The sequence below is a fragment of the Nonomuraea sp. SBT364 genome (assembly GCF_001083785.1).
GTDB lineage: Bacteria > Actinomycetota > Actinomycetes > Streptosporangiales > Streptosporangiaceae > Nonomuraea.
The window spans coordinates 1-23161 of the sequence record NZ_LAVL01000026.1 but is presented as its reverse complement, the minus strand read 5'-3'; the positions used below and the strand labels follow the sequence as shown (position 1 = coordinate 23161).

The window sequence follows — 23161 nt, the reverse complement described above, 5'->3', positions numbered from 1 at the left end:
AAGGAGCGCCGATGATGACCACCGACCCGACGATGACCCGGATCGGCCAGGGCGTGGAGCTGCACCACCACCAGGGCCGACGTGAAGCCGCCCGTGACCTGTTCGCGCAGATCTGGGATGACATCGGCGGTGAGCGGGGCGACCCGCTGCACGTCTGCGTCCTCGCCCACTCGATGGCCGACGTGCAGGACGACGTGCGCCAGGAGCTGACGTGGGATCTGCGGGCGCTCGCCGCCGCCGATCAGGTCACCGACGATCGGGTGGCGCAGGCCGGCGTGCCGCTTTCGGTGGCCGGCCTGTATCCGTCGCTGCACCTGAACCTGAGCGAGTGCTATCGCAAGCTGGGCGATCTCGACCGCGCCCGCGACCACCTCCGCCGGGCGCGGGCCGGGATCGGCGCGCTCGGCGACGACGAGTACGGGAACCTCATCAGGGGCGGCCTGGAGCGGCTGGCCGGACAACTGGGCGACGCCCCCTGACGATCACTGGGGCACGTACTGGAAGGTCACAGCGTTGTCCAGGGCGGTGACGTCGCCCGAGACGGTGAATTCGGTCGTGCTCTCGTCGACGCCGAAGAACGACGGCTGACGAATCCTGACCTGGCCCGTCCCGCGGGCGGTGACCTGACCTCGGGAGACGGTGATCTCGCAGGTGGGATAGCTGACAACCTTGATCTTCACCTGCTCCGGGCCGGGGTGGTTCGACCACGGGTACGGGCAGTTCTCGCGGGTGATCTCCGTCCCCTTCGAACACCGGTCGAGGAGCGTGCGCACCTGCTTGTCGACCTCGTCCTGAACCGTGGCCTTGACCACGGGCCGCAGCACGCCGGGCTCCGCGTACCGGTCGGCGCCGGTGTAGGCGATGACCGGCTCAGCCTCCAGGAGCGGCTGCTCGGGCAGGGTGACCCGGTAGCCGCCGGGATACCCGTAGGCTCGCAGGACGTCGTACTCGGCACTCGCCGACGCGCCGGCCACCAGGACCGGGCCGGCCGTCTCGACCTGCGTGTACGCTTCGCCGATCGCGCCCTTGACGATCCGCCATTCGCGGAACAGCCCGGCCACGGTCGCCCGCTCGTCGCGCTCGAGGGTCAGCATCACCTGCTGTCGTTGCCCGCCGACGGAGTAGCTGACTCCGACGGTCGCCTGATCGTCCTCGGCGGGGACGACCGGTCCGGCCTCGACGGCCGTCGGCGGGGTGTAGCCGGGCGATCGGAGCACGGCGCCGCCGCGCAGGTCCGTGCCGGTGAGGTCCCGCTCCGGGTCCGGTACGACGAGGGCGCCGGCCGCGTCGGCGTCGCGGTCGTTCAGCGCCTGGAAGAACGCGCGGACCGTGTTCGCGGGCTGGAAGAGCACGCCCTCCACGATCTTCAGCACGAGCACCAGAAGCACCAGCGTCATGAAGACGGCGGCGCCGACGGCCACCGGCCGCCGCCTGGACCTGTGGTCGACCAGCGCCGTCGAGAGGTCGCCCTGCGGGTACGTGGTCGTCATGATTCGTCCTCCGGCAGGGGGTAGGCGCCGCCCGGCTCCTCCAGCCGTTCCAGGCGCAGCTCGAACGGCGGATGCGAGGCGCAGATCGCCGCGGCCCAGCCGTTTCGCCCGCCTTCGAAGGAGCGGCGGAACCGGCTGAGCACCTGGCGCATGCCCGAGCGGTACCCGGCCAGCACGGCACCCTGGTCGGCGCGGTACTCCGCCTGCCGGGACTCGACCGCCTGCGCGGGCACGACGAGGTAGCGGACGGTGACGAAGACCGGCCAGAACACCGTCCAGACGAGAAAGCGCAGCAGGGAGTTGCCCGTCTGGTTGAGCAGGAAGCCCGCCGCGGCCTGCACCAGGTACAGCGGCAGCGCCACGCCCCGGATGAAGAGGGCGGAGATGGGGTCCCCGTTGTGCCAGTGCACGAGCTCGTGCGCGAGCACCGCGCGGATCGCCTCGCGGTCGTAGGCGAAGTCTTCGAGGAAGCCGCGGGTGATCACGATGTGCCGGGTGTAGGCGAACGCGCCGGGGTCGTCGGTGTCGTCGATCAGTACGGGCGGATGGCCGGCCAGCTTCAGCCGGGCGGCGGCCTCCTCGACGAGCGGCAGGATCAGCTCCGCCTCCCTCCGGCTGAGCCGGCGCGCACCCGTGATCTGCAGCAGCCGCCTCTCGAGGAGCACCCGGTACAGCGTGTAGAGCAGCCCGACGCCGATGCCCATCGCGATGGTCGCGAGGATGACCGCGAGCCCGTCGATCAGACCGTCCTGAAAGGGCCCGATAAAGATCCAGAGCAGCCCGAGAATGAGGCCGATCGCCATTCCCGCCATCGCACCGGCCACGGCCGCACCGACGCCGCTCGTTTTTGCCGACAAACTTGCTATGGCATCACCAAAGAGCGGAATGTCCACCCTCGACGCGAAAATAGTGGCATCGCCGGAGACGACGGAGAAGATGGTGGCGAGCAGGGCGCCGTACAGGCCGAGGGAGACCGCCGCGGCGAGCGCGGCGGGAATGTAGAGCCAGGCCGCGACGAGCGCGGTCAGCATTCCGTACGGGTTGCGCAGGATTCCCAGCTCCAGCCAGACCAGCAGGCTGGGGAAGCCGGGGGGACGTCCGCCCAGCAACCGTTCGATGAACGGCGAGCTCGACTTGATGGGCGCAGGGGATGACATTTCGGATGACTGCATGATATTTGACCAAATTCCGGATGGGAGGGGTTCCGGGCAATGCGGAAGTATGCCGTACCTGACGATGATGAGTCCGCTAAATTCCCCAAGACGCCGTGGCGTGTGTGAGAGGAGCTCAGGTTGAGAGTTACCGTTCGGGTACGAAGTGCGGGCAAATCCGGCAATCTCGAATCGGACCTGGCCCGCTATCTGAACAGTCAGGAAAAGCTGCGCGGCAGAGTACGTCTGACCGGCGCGGGCCGGCCGGCACCCGGGATGAGCCAGCCTGTCTCCGCCATCGTGCTGGAGCTCCTGGGATCGACGGGCGTGGTCTTCGCCGCCGCCACGATCGCCTGGCTCAGGCATCGGACCGCCGACACCAAGATCACGTTGCGGCGGGCGGACGGCATGGAGTTCGAGCTCTCGGCGCAGCGGGTGCGCAGGCTCGGCCCCAAGGAGCTGAGCGCGCTGGCCGAGCAGATCGCCGAGCTGGCCGGTGAGCCGGGCCCGCCCCGGCCCGCCGGGGAGGACACCCGGCAGGACGCCCGGCAGGACGCCCGGCAGGACACTGTGGCGGCGGCCGATCCCGCCGCCGCCGAGATCACTCCGGGCCAGACCGGCGGCGCTCCGGAGCCGCTGGCGGAGCTGCGGCAGGTGGACAACGCCTGATCTTCATCCTGCTCCGCCATGACCGGCGCCGGACCCGGCGAGGAGCACTCCCCGGCCACGAGACGTACGCGGCCGGATGACGCGGACGTACGGCCCGGCCCCGCCCATCGTGGCGTGCGCGTGACGCCGAGGGCGAAAACCGGTTGAGCGAGTGAGTACTCGCTCAGTAGGTTGTCCCCTATGACCAAAAGGCGCAGAGTGCCCGCTATGGCGCCCGAAGACCGCAGGGCGGCGCTCATCGCGGCCACGATCCCCCTGCTGCGCGAGCACGGCACCGCGGTGAGCACCCGTCAGATCGCCGAGGCCGCGGGCGTGGCCGAGGGCACGATCTTCGGCGTCTTCCCCGACAAGGCGTCGCTGCTGCGGGCCGCACTGATGAGCGCGTTCGACCCGCAGCCCGCGATCGACGCGATGGCGTCCATCGGCACGCGTGCGGAGCTGCGCGAGCGGCTGCGCGAGGCGGTCGCGATGCTGCGCGCCGGCATGCGGGCCAACGCCAACCTCTTCACCGCGCCCGGGGAACTGATGGCGCGCGACGCCGAGTTCCGCGAGCGGATGATGCGGGGCCGGCAGCGGATGGCCGCCGGGCTCGCCGCCCTCATGGCGCCCGACCGCCACCGGCTGCGCCGCTCCCCCGAGGACGCCGCACACCTGCTGCTCATGCTCATCGCGGTCAGCGCGCACCGCGGCTTCGGGCACGACGGCGGCTTCGGCGACGTGGACGACGACGAGATCGTCTCCATGCTGCTCGACGGCCTGCTCATCCGCCACTCCCCCGACCCTTCGACAGGAAGCGCTCCCTGATGCTGCTCCGTCTGCTGCGGGTCCAGCTCAGGCCGTACGGGAAAGAGATCACGCTCGTCGTCCTCTTCCAGTTCGTCCAGACGCTGGCCACGCTCTACCTGCCCACGCTCAACGCCGACATCATCGACGACGGCGTCGTCAAGGGCGACACCGGTTACATCATGCGCGTCGGGCTGGTGATGCTCGGCGTGACCCTCATACAGATCATCTGCTCGGTCGTGGCCGTGTACTACGGCGCCCGCACCTCGATGGCGCTGGGCCGCGACCTGCGGGCCGCGATCTTCCACCGGGTGCAGGACTTCTCCGCCCAGGAGGTCAACGCGTTCGGCCCGCCGTCGCTGATCACCCGCACCACCAACGACGTGCAGCAGGTCCAGCTGCTCGTGCTGATGACGTTCACCATGATGGTGGCCGCGCCGATCATGTGCGTCGGCGGCATCGTGCTCGCGCTGCGGCAGGACGCGGCGCTGTCGTCGCTGCTGGTCGTCGTGCTGCCCCTGATGATCGTCATCGTGGGCGTGATCGTGATGCGGATGCGCCCGCTCTTCCGCGCCATGCAGGAGCGCATCGACCGGATCAACCAGGTGCTGCGCGAGCAGATCACCGGCATGCGCGTCATCAGGGCGTTCGTCCGCGACCGGCACGAGCGCGAGCGCTTCGGCGTGGCCAACGACCAGCTCACCGACGTGTCCCTGCGGGTCGGGCGGCTGATGGCGCTGATGTTCCCCTCGGTGATGCTGGTGGTGAACCTGTCGAGCGTCGCCGTGGTGTGGTTCGGCGCCGACCGCATCGCCGGCGGCGCCATGCAGGTGGGCGCGCTGACCGCGGTCATCTCCTACCTGATGCAGATCCTCATGTCGGTGATGATGGCGATGTTCATGTTCATGATGATCCCGCGGGCCGAGGTCTGCGCCGAGCGCATCCAGGAGGTCCTCGGCACCGAGCCGACCGTGCACCCGCCGGCGGACCCGGTCACCCCGGACAGGCACGACGGAAACCTGGAACTGCGCGCGGCGGGCTTCCGCTACCCGGGCGCCGAGGAGCCGGTGCTGTCCGGCGTGAGCTTCGCGGCGCGGCCCGGCCGCACCACCGCGATCATCGGCAGCACGGGCAGCGGCAAGACGACGCTGCTCAACCTCATCCCCCGGCTGTTCGACGCGACCGCCGGCGAGGTGCTGGTCGACGGCGTCGACGTACGCGACCTCGACCCGGCGGCGCTCTCCCGGGCGGTCGGCCTGGTCCCGCAGTCGCCGTACCTCTTCACCGGCACCGTCGCCTCCAACCTGAGGTACGGCCGGCCGGACGCGACCGACGAGGAACTGTGGCGGGCGCTGGAGGTGGCGCAGGCGCGCGAGTTCGTCGAGGCGATGCCGGGCGGCCTGGACGAGCCGATCGCGCAGGGCGGCACGAACGTCTCCGGCGGCCAGCGCCAGCGTCTGGCCATCGCCCGGGCACTCGTCCACCGGCCCGAGATCTACCTGTTCGACGACTCCTTCTCCGCCCTGGACTACGCCACCGACGCCCGGCTGCGCGCGGCGCTGGCCGGGGAGATCGCCGACGCCACGATCGTCATCGTGGCCCAGCGGGTCAACACCATCCGTGACGCCGACCGCATCGTCGTGCTCGACGACGGCCGCGTCGCCGGCATCGGCGACCACGCCGAGCTGATGGAGACCTGCCCGACCTACCGCGAGATCGTGCTGTCCCAGCTCACCGAACAGGAGGCCGCGGCATGACCACGCAGACGCCCGCGCGCCGGCCGCAGCCCGGTTTCGGGCCCGGCCGGATGATGTCCGGGCCCGCCGAGAAGGCCTCCGACTTCCGCGGCACCCTCCGCCACCTGATGCGGCTGCTGCGCCCCGAACGCCCGCTGCTGGTCGTGGTGCTGCTCCTCGGCGTGGCCGGGGTCGCGCTGACCGTGATCGGGCCCAAGATCCTCGGCCACGCCACCGACCTGATCTTCGCCGGCATCGTCGGGGTTCAGCTGCCCGCGGGGCTGACCAAGGAACAGGCCCTGGCCGGGCTGCGCGCCCAGGGGCAGGGCACCTACGCCGACATGGTGGCGTCGATGAGCGTCGTGCCGGGACACGGAATCGACTTCACCGCGCTGGCCGGCGTGCTCGCCTGGGTGCTGGCGATCTACCTGCTGGCCGGGCTGCTCGGCATCGCGCAGTTCCGGCTCACCACGACCGTGGTGCAGCGCGCCGCGTTCCGGCTGCGCGAGCGGATCGAGGCCAAGCTGGGACGGCTGCCGCTCAGCTACTTCGACGGCCAGCCGCGCGGCGAGATCCTCAGCCGCGCCACCAACGACACCGACAACATCGCCCAGTCGCTGCAGCAGACGCTGAGCCAGCTCATCTCGTCGGTGCTCACGGTGGTGGGCGTGCTGGCGATGATGTTCTGGATCTCGCCGGTCCTGGCGCTCATCGCGCTGGTCACGGTGCCGGTGTCGATCTACGTCACGGCCGTCGTGGGCAAGCGGTCCCAGCCGCAGTTCATCGAGCAGTGGTCGTCGACGGGCCGGCTCAACGGCCACATCGAGGAGATGTACGGCGGGCACACGCTGGTCAGGGTGTTCGGCCGGCAGCGGGAGGCGGCCGAGACGTTCACCGAGCACAACGACGCGCTGTTCGCCTCCAGCTTCCGCGCCCAGTTCATCTCCGGGCTCATCCAGCCCGCGATGATGTTCATCGGCAACCTCAACTACGTGCTCGTGGCCGTCGTCGGCGGGCTCAAGGTGGCGTCGGGCTCGATCTCGCTCGGCGACGTGCAGGCCTTCGTCCAATACTCGCGCCAGTTCAGCCAGCCGCTGACCCAGGTGGCGGGCATGGCGGGCATCGTGCAGTCGGGCGCCGCCTCGGCCGAGCGGGTCTTCGAGCTGCTGGAGGCTCCCGAGCAGTCGCCCGACCCGGCCGAGCCGGCCCGGCCGGCGCGGATCAGGGGCCGCGTGGCGTTCGAGAACGTGTCCTTCCGGTACGCGCCCGACCGGCCGCTGATCGAGAACCTGTCGCTCACCGTGGAGCCCGGCCAGACGGTGGCCATCGTCGGCCCCACCGGAGCCGGCAAGACGACGCTGGTCAACCTCATCATGCGCTTCTACGAGGTGACCGGCGGCCGCATCACGCTCGACGGCGTCGACATCGCGGCCATGTCGCGGGAGGAACTGCGCGGCTCCCTCGGCATGGTGCTCCAGGACACCTGGCTGTTCGGGGGCACGATCGCGGAGAACATCGGCTACGGCGCGGAGGGCGCCACCCGCGAGCAGGTCGAGGCCGCCGCCGAGGCCGCGCACGTGGACCGGATCGCGCACACGCTGCCCGACGGGTACGACACGGTCCTCGACGAGGAGGGCGCGAGCGTCAGCGCGGGCGAGAAGCAGCTGATCACCATCGCCCGGGCGTTCCTGTCGGAGCCGGCGATCCTCATCCTGGACGAGGCCACCAGCTCGGTCGACACCCGCACCGAGGTGCTCATCCAGCGGGCCATGAACTCCCTGCGCGAGGGGCGTACGAGCTTCGTGATCGCGCACCGGCTCTCGACGATCCGCGACGCCAGCCTGATCCTCGTCATGGAGGACGGGCGGATCGTCGAGCAGGGCACCCACGAGTCGCTGCTGGCCGCCGGCGGCGCCTACGCCGGGCTCTACTCGGCGCAGTTCGCCGAGCCCGTCACGGAGGTGAACTGACGGGCCGCCACCTCCTCGCTTGACCTTGACACAATGACAAGGCCTTCACTGATGCCGAGGAGGTGGTCCCGATGACCATGCGAGAACAGGACATCGATCCGGTCCGGGCTCTGGAGGCTCTGGAGCACGGCCACGCGTCAGTGCGGCTGCGGGCGGCGATGGCCGTCGGCACGGCCCCCGACCCGCGCTACGTCGGCCCGCTCGTCCGGCGGTGCGCGATCGAACCGGATTTCCCCGTGCGGGACATGCTGACGTGGGCGCTCACCCGCCACGCGGCCTCGCTGACCGTTCCGCAGCTGCTCAGAGAGCTCGGCTCGCAAGGCGCGCAGGCGCGGAGCCAGGCGCTGCACACGCTGTCCAAGATCGGGGACCGGCGGGCATGGCCCGCGATCACGCGGGAGCTCCTGGCCGACGCCGACGACGAGGTCGCCAGGAGCGCCTGGCGGGCGGCGGTCGTGCTCGTGCCCGAAGACGAGAAGCCCGGGCTGGCGGCGGCGCTGTCGGCACAGCTCGGGCGCGGCGGACGCGAGACGCAGCTGAGCCTCAGCCGGGCGCTGGCCGCGCTCGGCGAGGTGAGCACACCCATGCTGAGCGCCGCGGCGGCGCACCCCGATCCGCGCGTGCGCGCCCACGCGATCGCCACGCGACGGCTGCTGGACGACCCCGGCACCGGGTTCGAGTACGCGATCGAGGAGGCCAAGCGCATCGTGGCGCTCGGCGGCACCGGAGGGGAGGACTGATGGGCCGTGCTGATCGGTGAGGTGGCCCGGCGGTCCGGGGTCAGCGCCCGCATGCTCCGGCATTACGACGCGCTCGGCCTGGTGCGGCCGACGGGCCGTAGCGACGCGGGCTATCGGGAATACTCCAGCGAGGACATCCGGCGGATCTTCCAGATCGAGAGCCTGCGGTCCCTGGGGCTGTCGCTGCGCGAGGCCGGGCGCGCCCTCGACGATCCGGGCTTCGCCCCCGCGCAGCTCGTCGACGACCTCATCCGCCAGACGCGCGAACGCATCGCCGCCGAGACCGAACTGCTCACGCGCCTGCGCCGGATCGACGCCGCGGAACCCGCCGGCTGGGAGGACGTCCTGCAGATCGTCGCACTCCTGCACGCGCTGGGATCCAAGAGCGCCGGCGGGCGCCAGCGCGCGGCCCTGTCCTCGGCCGGGGAGGCTTCGATGCCCGTGGAGGCGCTGGTCGAGGCGGCGCTGAGCGAGAGGGACCCGAACGTCGCCGGAGCGCTGCGCTGGGCCCTGGCGCGGCTGGCGCGATCTGGCGACGACGCGTTGGCGCTGCTGGCCGAGGGACTCGGCTCACCGGCGGCCGAGGTGCGCGAGCGTGCCGTCCGGTCCATCGCCGAGCTCGCCGACGACGCGGCGACCACCCTGCTGCGGGACGCCCTCACGCACCCCGACCTCGTCGTCCGCAGGCACGCCGCGCTGGAGCTCGGGGCACGCGGGGTCGCCGGGGCGATCCCGGCGCTCATCGACATCGTCGTCGAGGGGACGAACGACGTCGAGGCCGCCGACGCCCTGAGCGCGCTGGCGAGCAGTCCCGCCTCGGCGGACCAGATCGCTTCCGGGCTCGTCGATCGCCTGGGCGGCGATGCCGCCGGACCGGCCGCGCGCCGGCGCCTGACCCAGGCGCTGGCGGGCATCCCGGGAGCCACGGCCTCACGGGCCCTCGCGGAGCTGTCACACGACGAAGACCGTGCCGTCGCGCTCACCGCGACTTACATTCTCGGGATCCGCGACACGCGATGACGGGCTCCGCCCCGTGCGCCTCGCGTGCGCCTCGCGGGTGCCGACCGGCCCGGCCGCGCGGTCCGGGCTCCTTCCGCACAACCTCTATCGGGACATGAGTTCCCTTTAGGTGGCGTCGGGTGCTACTGTTCCCTCAACTTAACGGAACAAATGGCCCGTTTATGGTTCGGTGTCTCCGCGAACCGACCGCCCCGGAAGGAACTCCCCGTCATGTCCGCCCTGGCAACCCCGTCGACGACCCCGACACCCGGCACCCACCCCCGGCGCCTGACCGGCCGCCTCAAGGTCACGCTCGCGGTCCTGCTGGTCGCCCAGTTCATGCTGGCCGTCGACTTCTCGATCCTCAACGTCGCCCTTCCCCGGATCGGCGACGGCCTCGGCTTCTCCCTGGCGAACCTGCAATGGATCGCCACCTCCTTCGCCCTGCCCGCCGCCGGGTTCACCCTCCTGTTCGGCCGCATCGGCGACCTCATCGGCCGCAGGCGCATCTTCCTCGGGAGCATCACCCTGCTCGGCGTGGCCTCCCTCGCCGGCGGCCTCGCCCCCACCGCCGAACTCCTCATCGCCGCCCGCGTCGCGCAGGGCCTCGCGACGGCCGCCGCCACCCCCGCGGGCCTCGCGCTCCTCACCACCTCCTTCGCCGAAGGGCCACTGCGCCGCAAAGCCCTGGCGCTCAACGGCGCGCTGATGTCGGCCGGGTTCACCACCGGCGCCATCCTCGGCGGCGTACTGACCGACCTGCTGTCCTGGCGGTGGGCCTTCTTCATCAACGTGCCCGTCGCCCTGGCCGTCGTACTCATCGCGCCCGTCGTCATCCAGGAGTCCCGCCCCGCCGTACGCCCCAAGATCGACCTGCCCGGCGCCGTGTCCGTCACCCTCGGCCTGCTCGCTCTCGTCTACGGCCTCACCCAGGCCGGCGAGCACGGCTGGACCCACCCCACCACCCTCGCGGGCCTGCTCTCCGGCGCCGCGCTCCTGGTGGTCTTCGCCGTGGTGGAGCGCCGGGCCGCGCAGCCGCTCGTCCCGTTGCACGTCCTGAAGAAGCGCACCGTGGCCTGGGGCAACCTGCTCGGCCTGCTCGCCTTCGTCACCGAGACGTCCCTGGTGTACCTGCTCACCCTCTACATGCAAAAGACCCTCGGCTTCTCCGCGCTCGCCGCCGGGATCGCCTTCACCGTCCTGGGGCTCGGGACCGTGACGGGCGGCCTGCTCGCCTCCAGGGCCATCGCGCGCACGTCCGCCCCGGCCGTACTGGTCGCCGGAGGGCTGCTGCAGGCGGTCTTCACCGCCGTCCTGCTCCTGCTCGGCGACACCGCGGCCTCCATGGGGCTGCTGCTGCCCGCCACCTTCCTGGGCGGCGTGGGCAACATGCTGGTCATCGTCGGCTTCATGGTCACCGCCACCAGCGGGCTGCCCGACCACCAGCAAGGGCTGGCCACCGGGCTGACGTCGATGTCCCAGCAGGTCGGCATCACCATGGGCACCCCGATCATGTCGGCGATCGTCACCGCCGCGACAGGTGGCGTGCTCTCCGCCGGAGCGATCCTGCACGGCGTCGGCGTCGCCATCGCGGCCAACGCCGCCCTCGTCCTGCTCGGCGTCCTCATCGCCGCAGCCTTCCTGCGCGCACGACACCACGCGCACGCCTGACCCCCTTCCCCGCCAGCCCGAACCTCATCCGAGGAGATGTGATGAACCCCTTCGCAACCAGGACCGGCACGGCGCTGACCGCGCTCTTGACCGCGCTCATGACCGCCCTCGGCGCGCCCGCGGCCGCCGCCGTCCCCGCTCACGCCGCCGCCGACCGGCAAACCGGCAGGCAGGCCGGCTGGCAGGCCGCGTGGATCGCCGCCCCGCAGCGCGCCAGCACCGGTTTCGAACCGAACTGGTCGGAGGAAGGCTTCAGCGGCCAGAGCGTGCGCCAGGTGATCAGGCTGACGGCCGGCGGCTCGTCGGTACGCATCCGCCTGTCGAACGACTACGGCCCCTCCGCCGTACGCCTGACCGGAGCCACCGTGGCCCACGCCGGGCAGGGCGCCTCGGTACGGCCGGAGACGGTGCGGCAGCTGACCTTCGCCGGAGCCACGTCCGCCGACATCCCCGCCCGCGGCACCCTGGCCAGCGACCCGCTGCCGCTGCGCGTGCGGCCGTTCCAGTCCGTGGCCGTCACGCTCTACTTCGCCGGCACCACCGGACCGGCGACCTTCCACTCCCAGGCGTACGCGAGCAGCTACCGCGCGCGCGGCGACCACCGCGCCGACACCACCGCGCACGCCTTCACCCAGGTGACCCACTCCTGGTACTACCTGTCCGGCGTCGACGTCACCGGCGGGAACGGCAGGCGCGGGGACGCCGTCGTGACCTTCGGCGACTCCATCACCGACGGGTTCGGCTCCACCACCGACGCCGACGACCGCTACCCGGACGAACTGGCCGAGCAACTCGCCGCCAGAGGCCGGGCCAGACCCGTCCTGAACGCCGGCATCGGCGGCAACCTGCTCCTCCACGACTCCGCCTGGTACGGCGACCACGCCGCCGCCCGCTTCCGGCGAGACGCGCTCGACCAGCCGGGCGTCGGCACGGTCGTCCTGCTCCAAGGCGTCAACGACATCGGCTTCAGCGAGTCCGACACGCCCACGTACAAGCCCGCGCCCGTCGTCTCCGCCGGCGAGCTGATCGCCGGATACCGCCGGCTCATCCGGCAGGCACACGCCAAGGGCGTCAAGGTCGTCGGCGCGACCCTGCTGCCCTTCAAGCACTCCGACCACTGGGGCGCGCACGCCGCCGCCGTCAGCGACACCGTCAACCACTGGATCCGCACCTCGGGCGCCTTCGACGCCGTCGTCGACCTCGACCGCGCCATGGCCGCCCCCGGCGACGCCGACACGCTCGACCCCGCCTACGACAGCGGCGACCACCTGCACCCCGGCGACACCGGCTACACCGCCATGGCCCGCCTCGTCGCCGACGCACTGACCTCCACGCGAAACTGACACCCTGGCAACATCTCCACCGCAGCTGGTGATGCTCTGTGGCATCCTCCATTCCGCCAGCCGACATGCCGCTGTTTTGCTGAAGCCGCACCCCACAGGGGCACGACCGGAGGTGGTCCACTGTCTACACCGCGCACGTCTGTTCGCCGTCTACAGCTTCAGGCCCGACATCCTCGCCGACGGCGTGCCCGGGCTGCTCCTGGTGGACCGGATCGGCCGCCGCCCGCTGCTCACCTGGACGTTCGCGCTCATGACGGTGGCCTTCACCTTCATGGCCCTGACACCCGCCGCGCCTCTACCGCTCCCGTCGACATCGCTACGGAAGGAGCCCAGCGTTGACACTCAACCCCGCCGACGGCATCGCGACCGGCGAACGAGCGGCCGCGGGCGAACTCGACCCTGCCGAGGTCACCGGGCGCGCCCTGCGGGAGGCACGCTCCCCCCGGGCCGGAGCCACCTTCATCGAGCTCACCGCCGGCCGCGCGGCCCGCGAGGCCGCCGCCGCCCGCGACCGGCTCACGACCGGACGGGCCAGAAGCCCGCTGGACGGGGTACCCGTCGCCGTCAAGGACCTGTTCGACGTCGCCGGCACGGTGACGACCGCGGGCTCGCGCACCCGCACCGCCCTGCCGCCCGCCGCACACGACGCCGCCGTGGTCCGCAGGCTCACCGAGGCGGGAATGATCTGCGTCGGAAAGACGAACCTCAGCGAGTTCGCCTTCTCGGGGCTCGGCGTCAACCCCGCCTTCGGCACGCCGCCGAACCCGAACGGCGCCACTGAACGGCTGGTCCCCGGCGGCTCCTCCGCCGGATCCGCCGCCGCCGTCGCCCTCGGGATCGTGCCGATCGCCATCGGCACCGACACCTCGGGCTCGGTACGCGTACCGGCCGCCTTCTGCGGCGTGATCGGCTACAAGGCCGGCGAGGGCAGATACGCCACCGGCGGCATGCTGCCGCTCGCCCCCACCCTCGACACGGTGGGCATCCTCGCCACCTCCATGCGTGACGTCCTCGCCACCGACGCCGTCCTCACCGGCAGGAACCCGTACCCGGGCCCGCCGGACAACCGGCCGCTCCGCCTCCTCGTCCCCCGGGGCGCGCTGATCGACGACTGCGCACCCGAGGTACGCGGCCCGTTCGAGGACCACCTGACGCTCCTGGCCCGGCAGGGCGCCGACATCGAGGAGCGGGACGTACCCGTCCTGCGGGCCGCGCTGCGCGTCCTCGCCGAGCACGCGACGATCGTCGAGGCGGAAGCCCACGCCGCCTACGCAAGCCTGCTCGCAGCGGGCGGCGGCGCGCACGTCGACCCCGGGGTCCTGCGCCGGCTCGCCCGCTACGACAGGCGGCGGCGCGACGCCGCCCCGGTCTACCGGGCCATGCGAGGGCTCCGGGAGGGCATCGCGGCGGAACTCGGCGACGCGTTCCTGGCCTGCCCCACCGTCTGCCACCCGGCTCCCCCGCTGGCCGGGCTGCTGGCCGACGACGACCTGTACGACCGGGTCAACCAGCGCACGCTGCGCACCACCATGCTGTTCAGCTACCTCGGCCTGCCGGGCGTCAGCCTCCCGGTCGGCGCATGGGGAGCCGGCGGCGCGGGGTTCCTGCTGTCGGCCGCGGAAGGCCGCGACGACGCGCTCCTCGCGGCCGCGGCCCGCGCCGAGGCTGCCTCACCCCACGGCCGCGACGGCGCGCCCAGGTGAACGAAACGGGAGCCGACACGGCCTCGGGCAGGGTCGGCTGCGGGCACGTTCACGACGTTGGGCGGCCGGCACGTCGGAGTGGCGGGCGCCGGTGTTACGCCGGCGGTCGGAACCGGCGATCACCAAGGTGCGTAGCGGCCCGAACTGCGGCTCGACCGGGTCGGCCCGGGAGGCATACGTCAGCCTGCCGGTGAGGGCGGTCCCGCCAGCCGCCATCTGCGGCGTCCCCCAGGAGTGAGTGCTCGGCCCACGAACTGCGGGGAGCTTGACCGCGCAAAGTGTGAGTGGTTTATTACTCACATGACGATGACGAGGTCGCGCCGGCTGTCGACGGCGGAGGAGCGACGCCACACCGTCCTGCGCACGGCGATCAAGGCCTTCGCGGCACGTGGTTACTACGGCACCACCACGACAGAGGTCGCCAAGGCCGCAGGCATCTCGCAGGCGTACCTGTACCGGCTCTTCCCCGACAAGGAGGCGCTGTTCGTCGCGGTCGTGGACTACTGCTCGTCGCGGATCCGCGAATGCCATGCCGAGGGTGCGGCGGCCGCCGCCACGGCCGAGCCTGCCGCAACGCTGGCCGCGATGGCCGCCGCGTACGCGGAGCTGATCGCCGATCGCGATCTGCTCCTGGTGCTGCTGCACGCCACGTGCGCGAGCAGCGAGCCGGCGATTCGTGAGGCGGTGCGGGCGTGCTATGCCAAGCAGGTCGAGTACGTGCGGGCGGCCTCGGGCGCCTCCGACGAGCAGATCCGCCGGTTCTTCGGTGACGGCTTGCTGGCCAATGTTCTCGTCGGCATCGACGCGGCCGCGCTGGATGCGCGGTGGGCGCGCACCTTGCTCGGCTGAGTCGTCATCGGGCCGCGTGCGGGCGGCCCGTGTTTTTTGGCTGGACGGTGAGTGGTCAATCACTCTCTCTTGTGTGCGAGGAAGGTGTCCATGCCTGGATCCTGGAGATCACGGAACGGCCTGATGCTGGCGCTGCTGGCCTTCGCCCAGTTCATCAGCGCCATTGACTACAACATCGTCTATGTGGCGCTGCCGGAGATCGGCCGCCAGATCGGATTCTCCACGCAGACGCTGCAATGGGTGGTCAGCGCGTATGCCGTCGCGTTCGGCGGGTTCCTGCTCCTGGGCGGGCGAGCCGCCGACCTGCTGGGGCGGCGCCAGATGTTCGCTGCCGCACTGGCCCTGTACGGCATCGCATCCCTGGCCGGCGGGCTGGCCACCTCCCCCGCCCTGCTGATCGCGGCCAGGGCCGCGCAGGGACTCGGCGGCGCACTGCTTCTGCCGGCCACGCTGTCACTGATAAACACCACGTTCACCGAGGGGCCCGCGCGCAGCCGAGCCCTGGCGGTCTGGGGCGGCGCCGGAGGGGTCGGGCTCGCGCTCGGCTCCCTGCTGGGCGGCGTTCTCACCGATGCCCTGGGCTGGGAGTCGGTGTTCTTCGTCAACGTTCCCCTCGCCGCCGTCGCCATTGCCGCAACGTTTGCCCTGTTTCCCACGGAACCTCGTAGCGACAGACGCGGCGGTTTCGATCTCCCCGGCGCGCTCAGTGCCACACTGGGGTCCACACTGCTTGTCTTCGGGCTGGTTCAGGGCCCGGAGGCGGGATGGGGCAGCCCGACCATCGTGGGCGCCTTGCTCGCGGCGGCAGCCTTCCTGGGACTGTTCGTCACGATCGAGGCTCGCTCCGCCGAGCCGCTGATGCCGCTGCGGCTGTTCATCAACCGCAGTCTCACCGCCGCCATGGCGGTCACGTTCATCTTCATGGGGACGTTCGGCGCGCAGTACTACATCCTGACCGTCTACCTCCAGGACCTGCGCGGCTTCGACGCTCTGGCGACGGGCTTGGCCTTCCTGCCGGGGGGCCTCATGGCCCTGGCAGGCACCAAGGTGAGCGAGCGGATGCTGATCCGCACAGGCACCCGCACCACGCTGCTCACCGGCCTGGGGCTGGGGGCAGCCGGGATGATCACATTCGGGCTGGCGCTGTCCCCCCACGGCGGCTACGCCGTACTCTTGCCCGGCATCGTCATGACCAGCCTCGCACAGGGCATTGCCTGGACGGCCATGTTCGTGGCCGCCTCCACCGGTGTCGCACCAGAACGTCAAGGCATCGCCTCGGCGATGGCCTCCACCACCCAGCAGATCGGCAGCGCGGTCGGATTGGCCGTCCTGGTCGCCGTCATCAACACCGGCCCTGCCGGTGCCGCCACCACCGATGGACTACGAGCCGCTGCCTTGCTGGCGGCCGCACTGACCCTCGCCGGTGCGGCGGTGGCCCGCACCCTGCGCAAGCCCCAAGCCGCAAAGCCAGCGCAACAGGTCACTTCGACATCACCCGGCGACACCCGCACAGGCAGCTGACGGCAGCTCATCATCACAGCCGGACATCTACGCCGCACACACCCGTTCGACATGCCGGCTTGCCGGCCGGCATCGGCACATCACCGGTTCCGGGGACCCGCTGGCACCGACGATGGAGAAACCACCCGCACTGTGTGAACCTCCACCTCCGGAACACAATCCGATGCCAATCTCCATGGCCGCGGTGACGAGGCCACTGATTGGCTGTGGGCATGCGAGTCATCGTGCCTGCCACACAAGGGCGGGCGGTCAAGGTCAGCGCCGGTCAGCGCGTACGCGTGGTCGACCTCGAAGGCGGCCAGGTCGGCGACGTGTTCGCCTTCGCCGCCGACGACGTGAGCGAACACCTCAGCGCCTCCCACACCCGGGCCACCACCAGCCGCCTGTTCCCCGCCCCCGGGGGACCGTTCGTCACCGACCGGCGCAGGCCCATCCTCACCCTCGCCGCCGACACCTCACCGGGCGAGCACGACATGCTCATCGCCGCCTGCGACCCGGCACGCTATCGCGACCTCGGCGCCCCCGGCCACGCCTCCTGCGCCGACAACCTGACCGCGAGCCTGGCGAAGCTCGGCCTGGCCGTCCCGGCCGTCCCCCAGCCCGTCAACGTGTTCATGCGGATCCCCGTCGCCGGCGACGGCCGGCTGAGCTGGCTCACCTCGACCAGCCGCCCAGGCGACGCCATCACCTTCGAAGCCGCGATGGACTGCCTGTTCGTGCTCTCGGCATGCCCCCAGGACCTGGTCGGCATCAACGGCCACAAGCCGACCCCGCTGGCCATCGATCTGCTAGACAAGGAGTGAGACAACGATGAACGACCATCCTGCCCTGCGCCCGGACCGAATCGGCGACCTCGACCTCGCCAACCGGCTCGCGGTCGCGCCCATGTCCAGAGTCTCCGCCGCCGCCGACGGCACGCCGACGGACGACATGGCCGACTACTACACGGCCTTCGCCGACGGCGGCTTCGCCCTCGTCCTGACCGAGGGAACCTACACCGACACCCACTACAGCCAGGGATACCTCAACCAGCCGGGCATCGTCACCGCCGCCCACGAAGCCGCCTGGCACGAGATCGTCACACGCGTGCACGCCCGAGGCGCGTCGATGATCCTCCAGCTCATGCACGCGGGCGCGATCTCACAAGGCAACCGCTACCGCGACGACACCCTCGCACCGTCCGCCGTCCGGCCGCTCGGCGAGAAGATGCCCGAATACGGCGGCCACGGCCCCTGGCCCACCCCGCGCGCCATGACCGGCGACGACATCGAACACGCCCTCACCGGCTTCGTGGACGCCGCCATCCGCGCCCAGCGCGCCGGATTCGCCGGCGTCGAAGTGCACGGCGCGAACGGCTACCTCGTCGACCAGTTCCTGACCGACTACACCAACCAGCGCTACGACCGCTACGGTGGCATGGTCGCCAACCGCGTACGCCTGGCAGCCGAGATCGTCTCCGCCATCCGCGCGGCGACCGGCCCCCGCTTCGTCGTGGGCATCCGGCTGTCGCAGGGCAAGGTCAACGACTTCACCCACCGATGGGCGGGCGGCTCACGCGACGCGGAGATCATCTTCGCCGCCCTGGCCGAGGCCGGCGCGACCTACCTGCACATCGCGAGCGAAGGACGGGACTGGGTGGAAACCGCGACTCTCGACGGCGGCGTCACCATCACCGGCCTGGCCCGCAAGGTGACCGGACTGCCCGTCCTCGCCAACGGCGGCATGCACGACCTCACCCAGGCGGCCAGCGTCCTCGAGGACGGCCACGCCGACATCGTCACCATCGGCAGGGGCGCGCTGGCCAACCCCGACCTGCCCCGCCGTCTCGCCCAGAGCCTGCCCCTGGCGGCCTTCGACCACGAGATGCTCCAGCCGATGGCCACCCTGAGCAACGCCCGCCTCTGGCGCGCCGCGGGCCAGGTGCCGGCTTGAACCCCGGCGAGCCGGACGGCCGGCCCGGCGACGCCGACGAGCCGGGCCACGGATGGCAGGGACGGGCCGCCGCGGTGGTGACCCTGACGTTCGACGTGGACGCGGAGACACCCGTGCTGGCGCACGGCCGCGACTTCGCCGAACACGCGAGCACCATGTCCCACCAGGCCTACGGCCCGGACGTCGGACTGCCCCGCATCCTCGACCTCCTGGCCGACCTGTCCGTCCCCGCCACGTTCTTCGTGCCCGGCTGGGTGGCCGAGCACCGCCCCTGGCTCGCCCCGTCGATCGCCGAGCACGGCCACGAAGTGGCACACCACTCCTACAGCCACCGGCCGCCCACCTCGATGACGGCCGAGGAGGAACGCGCCGACTTCGAACGCGCCCTGGCCGTGTTCGACCGACAGGACATCGAGATCCACGGACACCGCGCCGCCCTGTGGGAGGCGTCCTGGCAGACCACCGGCCTCGTCGCCGAACACGGCCTGACCTACGACTCCTCCCTCATGGGCGACGACCGCCCGTACAAGGTGGCCACCCCGGCGGGCGAGGTCGTCGAACTGCCCGTGCACTGGTCGCTCGACGACTGGGAGCAGTACGCCTACCTGCCCGCCCCGCATATCGGCTCCGTCATCGAATCACCCGCGAAGGTGATCGAACTGTGGCGGGCCGAACTCGACGGGATGCGCCACTACGGCGGCCTGTTCAACCTGTGCCTGCACCCCTTCCTGTCCGGCCGGCCCGGCCGCGCCCTGGCACTGCGACGCTTCCTGGAGTACGCCCTCAGCCGCGCCGACGTGACCTTCGCACGATGCGCCGACGTCGCCCGGACAGCCGCCGCCGACCCCGCACTGACCATCCGCCACCCACAGCCCCCGGCCGCGGAACCCGACGTCTACCCGCACTGAACGAGGACCCGGACCCCGGGCTCACGCCGGGGCCCGGCTCAATCCATCGCCTCGATCGTCAGCGCCAGGAACAGATCCACCCGATCCTCCGTGCGCCCCACATCCCTGCCGGTCAACTCGGCGATCTTGCCAAGCCGGTTGCGCAGAGTGTTGACATGCACGTGCAGCGCCGTGGCCGTGGCCGCCCACTGCCCGTCATGGTCGAGAAACGTCCGCAACGTCAGCTCCAGCTCACCACCCCGCCGCGCGTCATGCTCCTTCAACGGCGCCAGCAACTTGCCCGCGAACTGCCGCAAAGTCTCCGGCTCGACCAGCCCCAGAAGCAACCTGTGCGTACCGAGCTCCGCGAACGCCCGCACGACCGGCCCCGACCGGCCGCGCCGCACCACCTGGCACGCCTCCCTCGCCTGCAGCAACTGAGGACGCAGCTCAGCCGCATGAAGAGCGAGACCACCCAGACCCGCGACCGGACGCAACCCCGGGAACCGCTGCTCGACCGACCGCACCAGACGCTGCGCGAGCCGGGGCAGCTCCCCCTCGGGCTGCCGCCACGGCAACACCGCCACCACATCCTGCGTACCGCCCGCCACAACCGCCGGAACGCCTTCCGACGCGAAGAACTCCCCGACCACCTCCGCCAGCCCATGAACGGTGGCCACCTCCCCCAGCGCGAACGCCACCGCGCACACCGCCAGCGGACCGTTCGGATCCACCCCGAAGGCACGCAACCGTCCCGGAACCTCCGCCGCACGCCGGCCACCGGACAGGATCATCTCCAGCAACTCGCTCGCGAAGCGCAGCTCGATCGCCTGCACCGCCTGCTGCTTGGCGACCTCCAAGCTGAGAAACCTCGCCGACTGCTCCAACGCCTCCCGCTCGGCCGCCGTGAGCTCACGCAGCGGACGCAGGCAGATGAGCGCCGCATCGATGTCACCCACCGCGCCGACCGGGAACAACGCCGCACGGCCCGGCTCCCCCACATCCACCTCCAAAGCGGGAGGATGACGGGACAGCGCCGCCGCCACCGCACGCAACTGCTCACCGCCGAGAACGGCGCCGGCCACCGCGAGCGGGCGCGCCATCCGATCGATCACCGCCAGCGGAAGATCATGATCACGCCGCAGCACGTCGAGCACACCGGAAGCGCCCGCACCCCGCGAGATCGCCGTGGCCAGAGCATCCCCCCGGCGCACCATGCCGACCAGCGACTGCTTACGCTCATCGGCCAGCATCTCGGCCGCCGCCTGAGACACAGCCGTGAACGGCACGGCGATGGAGATCTCCAGCAGCGGCAACTCCTCCGCCCGGCACGCCTCCACCAGCTCCTCCGGCGTGCGGGGCAACTCATCACGCAACCCGAACAAGATCCCGGCAGCCCTGGCCCCCTTGACGTTCCGCACGAACCGCGCCGCCGGCACCCGATCGAGCCACAGCCCGTTCGTCATCACCAGCTCGCCCTCACGCACATAACTCGACGGATCCGGCAGCTCCGTGTTGTGCACCCAGGCGACAGGCTCCTCCAACGCGCCGGGCCGACCCGCCACCAGCACCCGCAACTCCAGCGAGGGCCGATCCGTCAAAGACCGCAGCGTGAACATGGTGTGACTCTACACAACCCCACGAGCATCCCCTGGACGTTCATCCACTGCATTTTGCTTCTTCAGCCTGATTGTGTGGGGTATCTCACCAAGGAGGCCACCATGCATGCGAACACGACCAGCCCGGTCGAAGGCGTGCCCTTCGACGACCACGGCGTCGAACCCATCCCACCCTCATCCCGGGACTCGACCCCGTGGCAGCAATTCTGGATCTGGACCGGAGCCAACATCGCCCCGATCAACTGGGTCCTGGGATCACTCGGAGTCACACTCGGGCTGAGCCTGATCGAAACCATCACCGTCATCGCCATCGGCAACCTCGTCGGGTGCGCGGTGTTCGGCCTCTTCAACCTCATGGGCCACCGCACGGGCGTCAACCAGATGGTGATCGGCCGCGCCGCATTCGGCCGCAAAGGCGCGATCATCCCCGGCATCGTCCAAGGCCTGCTCACCATGGGATGGGTCGGCGTCAACACCTGGGTCGTACTCGACCTCGTACTCGCCCTGCTCGCCCGCATGGGCATCCACGGCGACCTCGGCCTGAAATACCTCGTCGCCGCCATCATCATGGGCGGCCAGCTCTTCCTGGCCCTCTACGGCTTCTACGCCATCCGCACCTTCGAAAAATACACCGTCCCCGCCACCGTCCTCATCATGGCCATCATGACAGTGCTGGCCGTACTCCAGGTCGACCCCCAATGGACCACCGCCACCGCGGCCACCACCGGCGACAAACTCACCGCCGTGACACAACTCCTGACCGCCATCGGCATCGGCTGGGGCATCAGCTGGCTCCCCTACTCAGCCGACTACAGCAGATTCGTCCGCACCGACGCCTCCCCCCGCTCCGTCTTCTGGTCAACAGCCCTCGGCATGTACGTGCCCACCGTATGGCTCGCGGCACTCGGCGCCTACCTGAGCAGCAGCGGCAGCGGAAGCGACCCCTCCGACCTCGTCACCAACGCGTTCGGCCTGCTCGCGGTCCCCGTACTCCTCCTCGTCATGCACGGCCCCATCGCCACCAACATCCTCAACCTGTACTCCTGCTCACTGGCCGCACTGTCCATCGGCCTGCGCATCGCCCGCTGGAAACTCACCCTCATCGCCGGCCTGGTCGCCTCCGCCGTACTGGCCGTCTTCGTCCAGGCCGACGACTTCGCCCAGGCATTCGACCACTGGATGGTCTCCATCCTCGTCTGGATCAGCCCATGGGCCGCCATCCTGCTCGTCGACTTCTTCGTGATCCGCCGCGGACACATCGAGGTCAAAACGCTCTACGACACCGACGCCTCACCCCACGGCCCCATCAGCCGGCCCGCCCTGACCAGCCTCGCCCTCGGACTCGTGGCCGCATGGAGCTGGCAGTACGGCATGGTCCCCCTCACCCAGGGCCCCATCGCCCGGGCACTGAACGACACCGACTTCTCATGGCTGTCCGGCGGCCTCGTCGCCGGCGGCCTCTACTACCTGCTCACCCGCACACGAACCCAGAAGCCCGCCCGGCGGCTCCACACCACCAAGCACTGACCAGGGCGAGCACTGACCAGATCAGCCCGCAACCCGACCAGCCCATGCCTACAACGCCGGCCCCCCAGCCACCAAGCTGAACGACATGACCAGCGCCCTCCTCGTCATCGACGTCCAGAACTCCTTCCTCCAACTCCCCGACTGGCAGCACACCTCAAGACCCGACATCGTCCCCCAGGTCGACCGCCTCGCCACAGCCGCCAGAAACGCCGGAGACACCGTCATCTGGGTCCTCGGCTCACGCCCCGGAACCGGCACCGTCTTCGACCCCGCCCAAGGCCACGTCCGCCTCATGGACGGCCTCCACCCACACCCCGGCGAACCCACCCTCACCAAAACCGCCCACAACGCCTTCACCACCACCAACCTCCACCAACTCCTCACCCAGCGCGGCACCACCAAGCTCACCATCTGCGGAATCCGCACCGAACAATGCTGCGAAACCACCGCCCGCCTTTACAAAGTAGATCATTGTCCAGGGGGTCCCGGCGTCCGGCTCTACCCGACCGAACTCCGTCGGCACCACCCAAGATCGCGCTTCGCACCAGGTCGTAGTCGCTCACCGCGGCAC

Annotated in this window: 20 protein-coding genes and 1 pseudogene; 18 read left to right on the top strand and 3 right to left on the bottom strand. The window is 70.8% G+C overall.

Going from position 1 to position 23161, the window contains the following annotated elements:
• The first annotated feature begins 11 nt into the window (after window positions 1–11).
• On the top strand, window positions 12–479 hold the full coding sequence (locus ADY59_RS15125) for a hypothetical protein (protein ID WP_231618727.1): 468 nt from the start codon (window positions 12–14) through the stop codon (window positions 477–479).
• Between the two features lie 3 nt (window positions 480–482).
• Here ADY59_RS15125 and ADY59_RS15120 read toward each other — a convergent pair whose 3' ends face one another.
• Together ADY59_RS15120 and ADY59_RS15115 are read right to left on the bottom strand one after the other, a co-directional pair.
• A complete protein-coding gene (locus ADY59_RS15120) occupies window positions 483–1490 on the bottom strand; it encodes a hypothetical protein (protein ID WP_049562595.1) in 1008 nt (335 codons plus the stop codon).
• Complete coding sequence (locus ADY59_RS15115; protein WP_197093651.1) at window positions 1487–2521, bottom strand: M48 family metalloprotease; 1035 nt, start codon at window positions 2519–2521, stop codon at window positions 1487–1489. Before ADY59_RS15115 ends, ADY59_RS15120 begins: the two co-directional genes overlap by 4 nt.
• Before the next feature lie 261 nt (window positions 2522–2782).
• On the opposite strand from ADY59_RS15115, the gene ADY59_RS15110 reads away from it, so the two are divergent.
• The 15 genes and pseudogenes from ADY59_RS15110 (at window position 2783) to ADY59_RS15045 (ending at window position 19465) form a co-directional block, all read left to right on the top strand.
• Window positions 2783–3310 (top strand): effector-associated constant component EACC1, encoded by a 528-nt coding sequence (locus ADY59_RS15110; RefSeq protein WP_231618726.1) that lies wholly within the window; start codon window positions 2783–2785, stop codon window positions 3308–3310.
• Between the two features lie 207 nt (window positions 3311–3517).
• Window positions 3518–4114, top strand: a complete 597-nt coding sequence (locus tag ADY59_RS15105; protein ID WP_197093649.1) for a TetR/AcrR family transcriptional regulator — start codon at window positions 3518–3520, stop codon at window positions 4112–4114.
• Window positions 4114–5850 carry an ABC transporter ATP-binding protein gene (locus ADY59_RS15100; RefSeq protein ID WP_049562589.1) on the top strand — a complete coding sequence of 579 codons (1737 nt, stop codon included), beginning with the start codon at window positions 4114–4116 and terminating at the stop codon, window positions 5848–5850. Before ADY59_RS15105 ends, ADY59_RS15100 begins: the two co-directional genes overlap by 1 nt.
• A complete protein-coding gene (locus ADY59_RS15095; protein WP_049562587.1) occupies window positions 5847–7799 on the top strand; it encodes an ABC transporter ATP-binding protein in 1953 nt (650 codons plus the stop codon). Before ADY59_RS15100 ends, ADY59_RS15095 begins: the two co-directional genes overlap by 4 nt.
• Window positions 7800–7870: 71 nt before the next feature.
• Window positions 7871–8539, top strand: coding sequence for a hypothetical protein (locus ADY59_RS15090; protein WP_049562586.1), 669 nt, complete (start codon window positions 7871–7873; stop codon window positions 8537–8539).
• A 6-nt stretch (window positions 8540–8545) separates the two neighbouring features.
• Window positions 8546–9559, top strand: a complete 1014-nt coding sequence (locus tag ADY59_RS15085; protein ID WP_049562584.1) for a HEAT repeat domain-containing protein — start codon at window positions 8546–8548, stop codon at window positions 9557–9559.
• Window positions 9560–9769: 210 nt separating this feature from the next.
• On the top strand, window positions 9770–11209 hold the full coding sequence (locus ADY59_RS15080) for an MFS transporter (RefSeq protein ID WP_049562582.1): 1440 nt from the start codon (window positions 9770–9772) through the stop codon (window positions 11207–11209).
• 41 nt (window positions 11210–11250) lie between these two features.
• The gene (locus tag ADY59_RS15075) at window positions 11251–12552 is read left to right on the top strand and encodes an SGNH/GDSL hydrolase family protein (protein ID WP_049562581.1); all 1302 of its coding nucleotides are present in this window, start codon (window positions 11251–11253) and stop codon (window positions 12550–12552) included.
• Window positions 12553–12583: 31 nt separating this feature from the next.
• A pseudogene (locus tag ADY59_RS54025) lies at window positions 12584–12799 on the top strand (hypothetical protein); the annotation flags it as partial.
• Window positions 12800–12887: 88 nt separating this feature from the next.
• Window positions 12888–14255, top strand: a complete 1368-nt coding sequence (locus tag ADY59_RS15070) for an amidase family protein (RefSeq protein WP_053174772.1) — start codon at window positions 12888–12890, stop codon at window positions 14253–14255.
• A 300-nt stretch (window positions 14256–14555) separates the two neighbouring features.
• Entirely contained in the window at window positions 14556–15104 is a 549-nt protein-coding gene (locus ADY59_RS15065; protein ID WP_049562579.1) for a TetR/AcrR family transcriptional regulator, read from the top strand.
• A gap of 123 nt (window positions 15105–15227) precedes the next feature.
• Window positions 15228–16625 carry an MFS transporter gene (locus ADY59_RS15060; protein ID WP_231618725.1) on the top strand — a complete coding sequence of 466 codons (1398 nt, stop codon included), beginning with the start codon at window positions 15228–15230 and terminating at the stop codon, window positions 16623–16625.
• Window positions 16626–16849: 224 nt separating this feature from the next.
• Window positions 16850–17428 carry a DUF1989 domain-containing protein gene (locus ADY59_RS15055; RefSeq protein ID WP_197093648.1) on the top strand — a complete coding sequence of 193 codons (579 nt, stop codon included), beginning with the start codon at window positions 16850–16852 and terminating at the stop codon, window positions 17426–17428.
• Between the two features lie 7 nt (window positions 17429–17435).
• On the top strand, window positions 17436–18557 hold the full coding sequence (locus ADY59_RS15050) for an oxidoreductase (RefSeq protein WP_049562576.1): 1122 nt from the start codon (window positions 17436–17438) through the stop codon (window positions 18555–18557).
• Window positions 18554–19465, top strand: coding sequence for a polysaccharide deacetylase family protein (locus tag ADY59_RS15045; RefSeq protein ID WP_156325508.1), 912 nt, complete (start codon window positions 18554–18556; stop codon window positions 19463–19465). Before ADY59_RS15050 ends, ADY59_RS15045 begins: the two co-directional genes overlap by 4 nt.
• 38 nt (window positions 19466–19503) lie before the next feature.
• On the opposite strand, the gene ADY59_RS15040 is transcribed toward ADY59_RS15045, so the two are convergent.
• The gene (locus ADY59_RS15040) at window positions 19504–21063 is read right to left on the bottom strand and encodes a PucR family transcriptional regulator (RefSeq protein WP_049562574.1); all 1560 of its coding nucleotides are present in this window, start codon (window positions 21061–21063) and stop codon (window positions 19504–19506) included.
• A gap of 102 nt (window positions 21064–21165) precedes the next feature.
• Here ADY59_RS15040 and ADY59_RS15035 point away from each other — a divergent pair, with 102 nt between their 5' ends.
• Window positions 21166–22590 carry a purine-cytosine permease family protein gene (locus tag ADY59_RS15035; RefSeq protein ID WP_049562661.1) on the top strand — a complete coding sequence of 475 codons (1425 nt, stop codon included), beginning with the start codon at window positions 21166–21168 and terminating at the stop codon, window positions 22588–22590.
• Window positions 22591–22675: 85 nt separating this feature from the next.
• A partial coding sequence (locus ADY59_RS48705) for a cysteine hydrolase family protein (protein ID WP_156325507.1) occupies window positions 22676–23161 on the top strand: 486 nt, incomplete at its 3' end.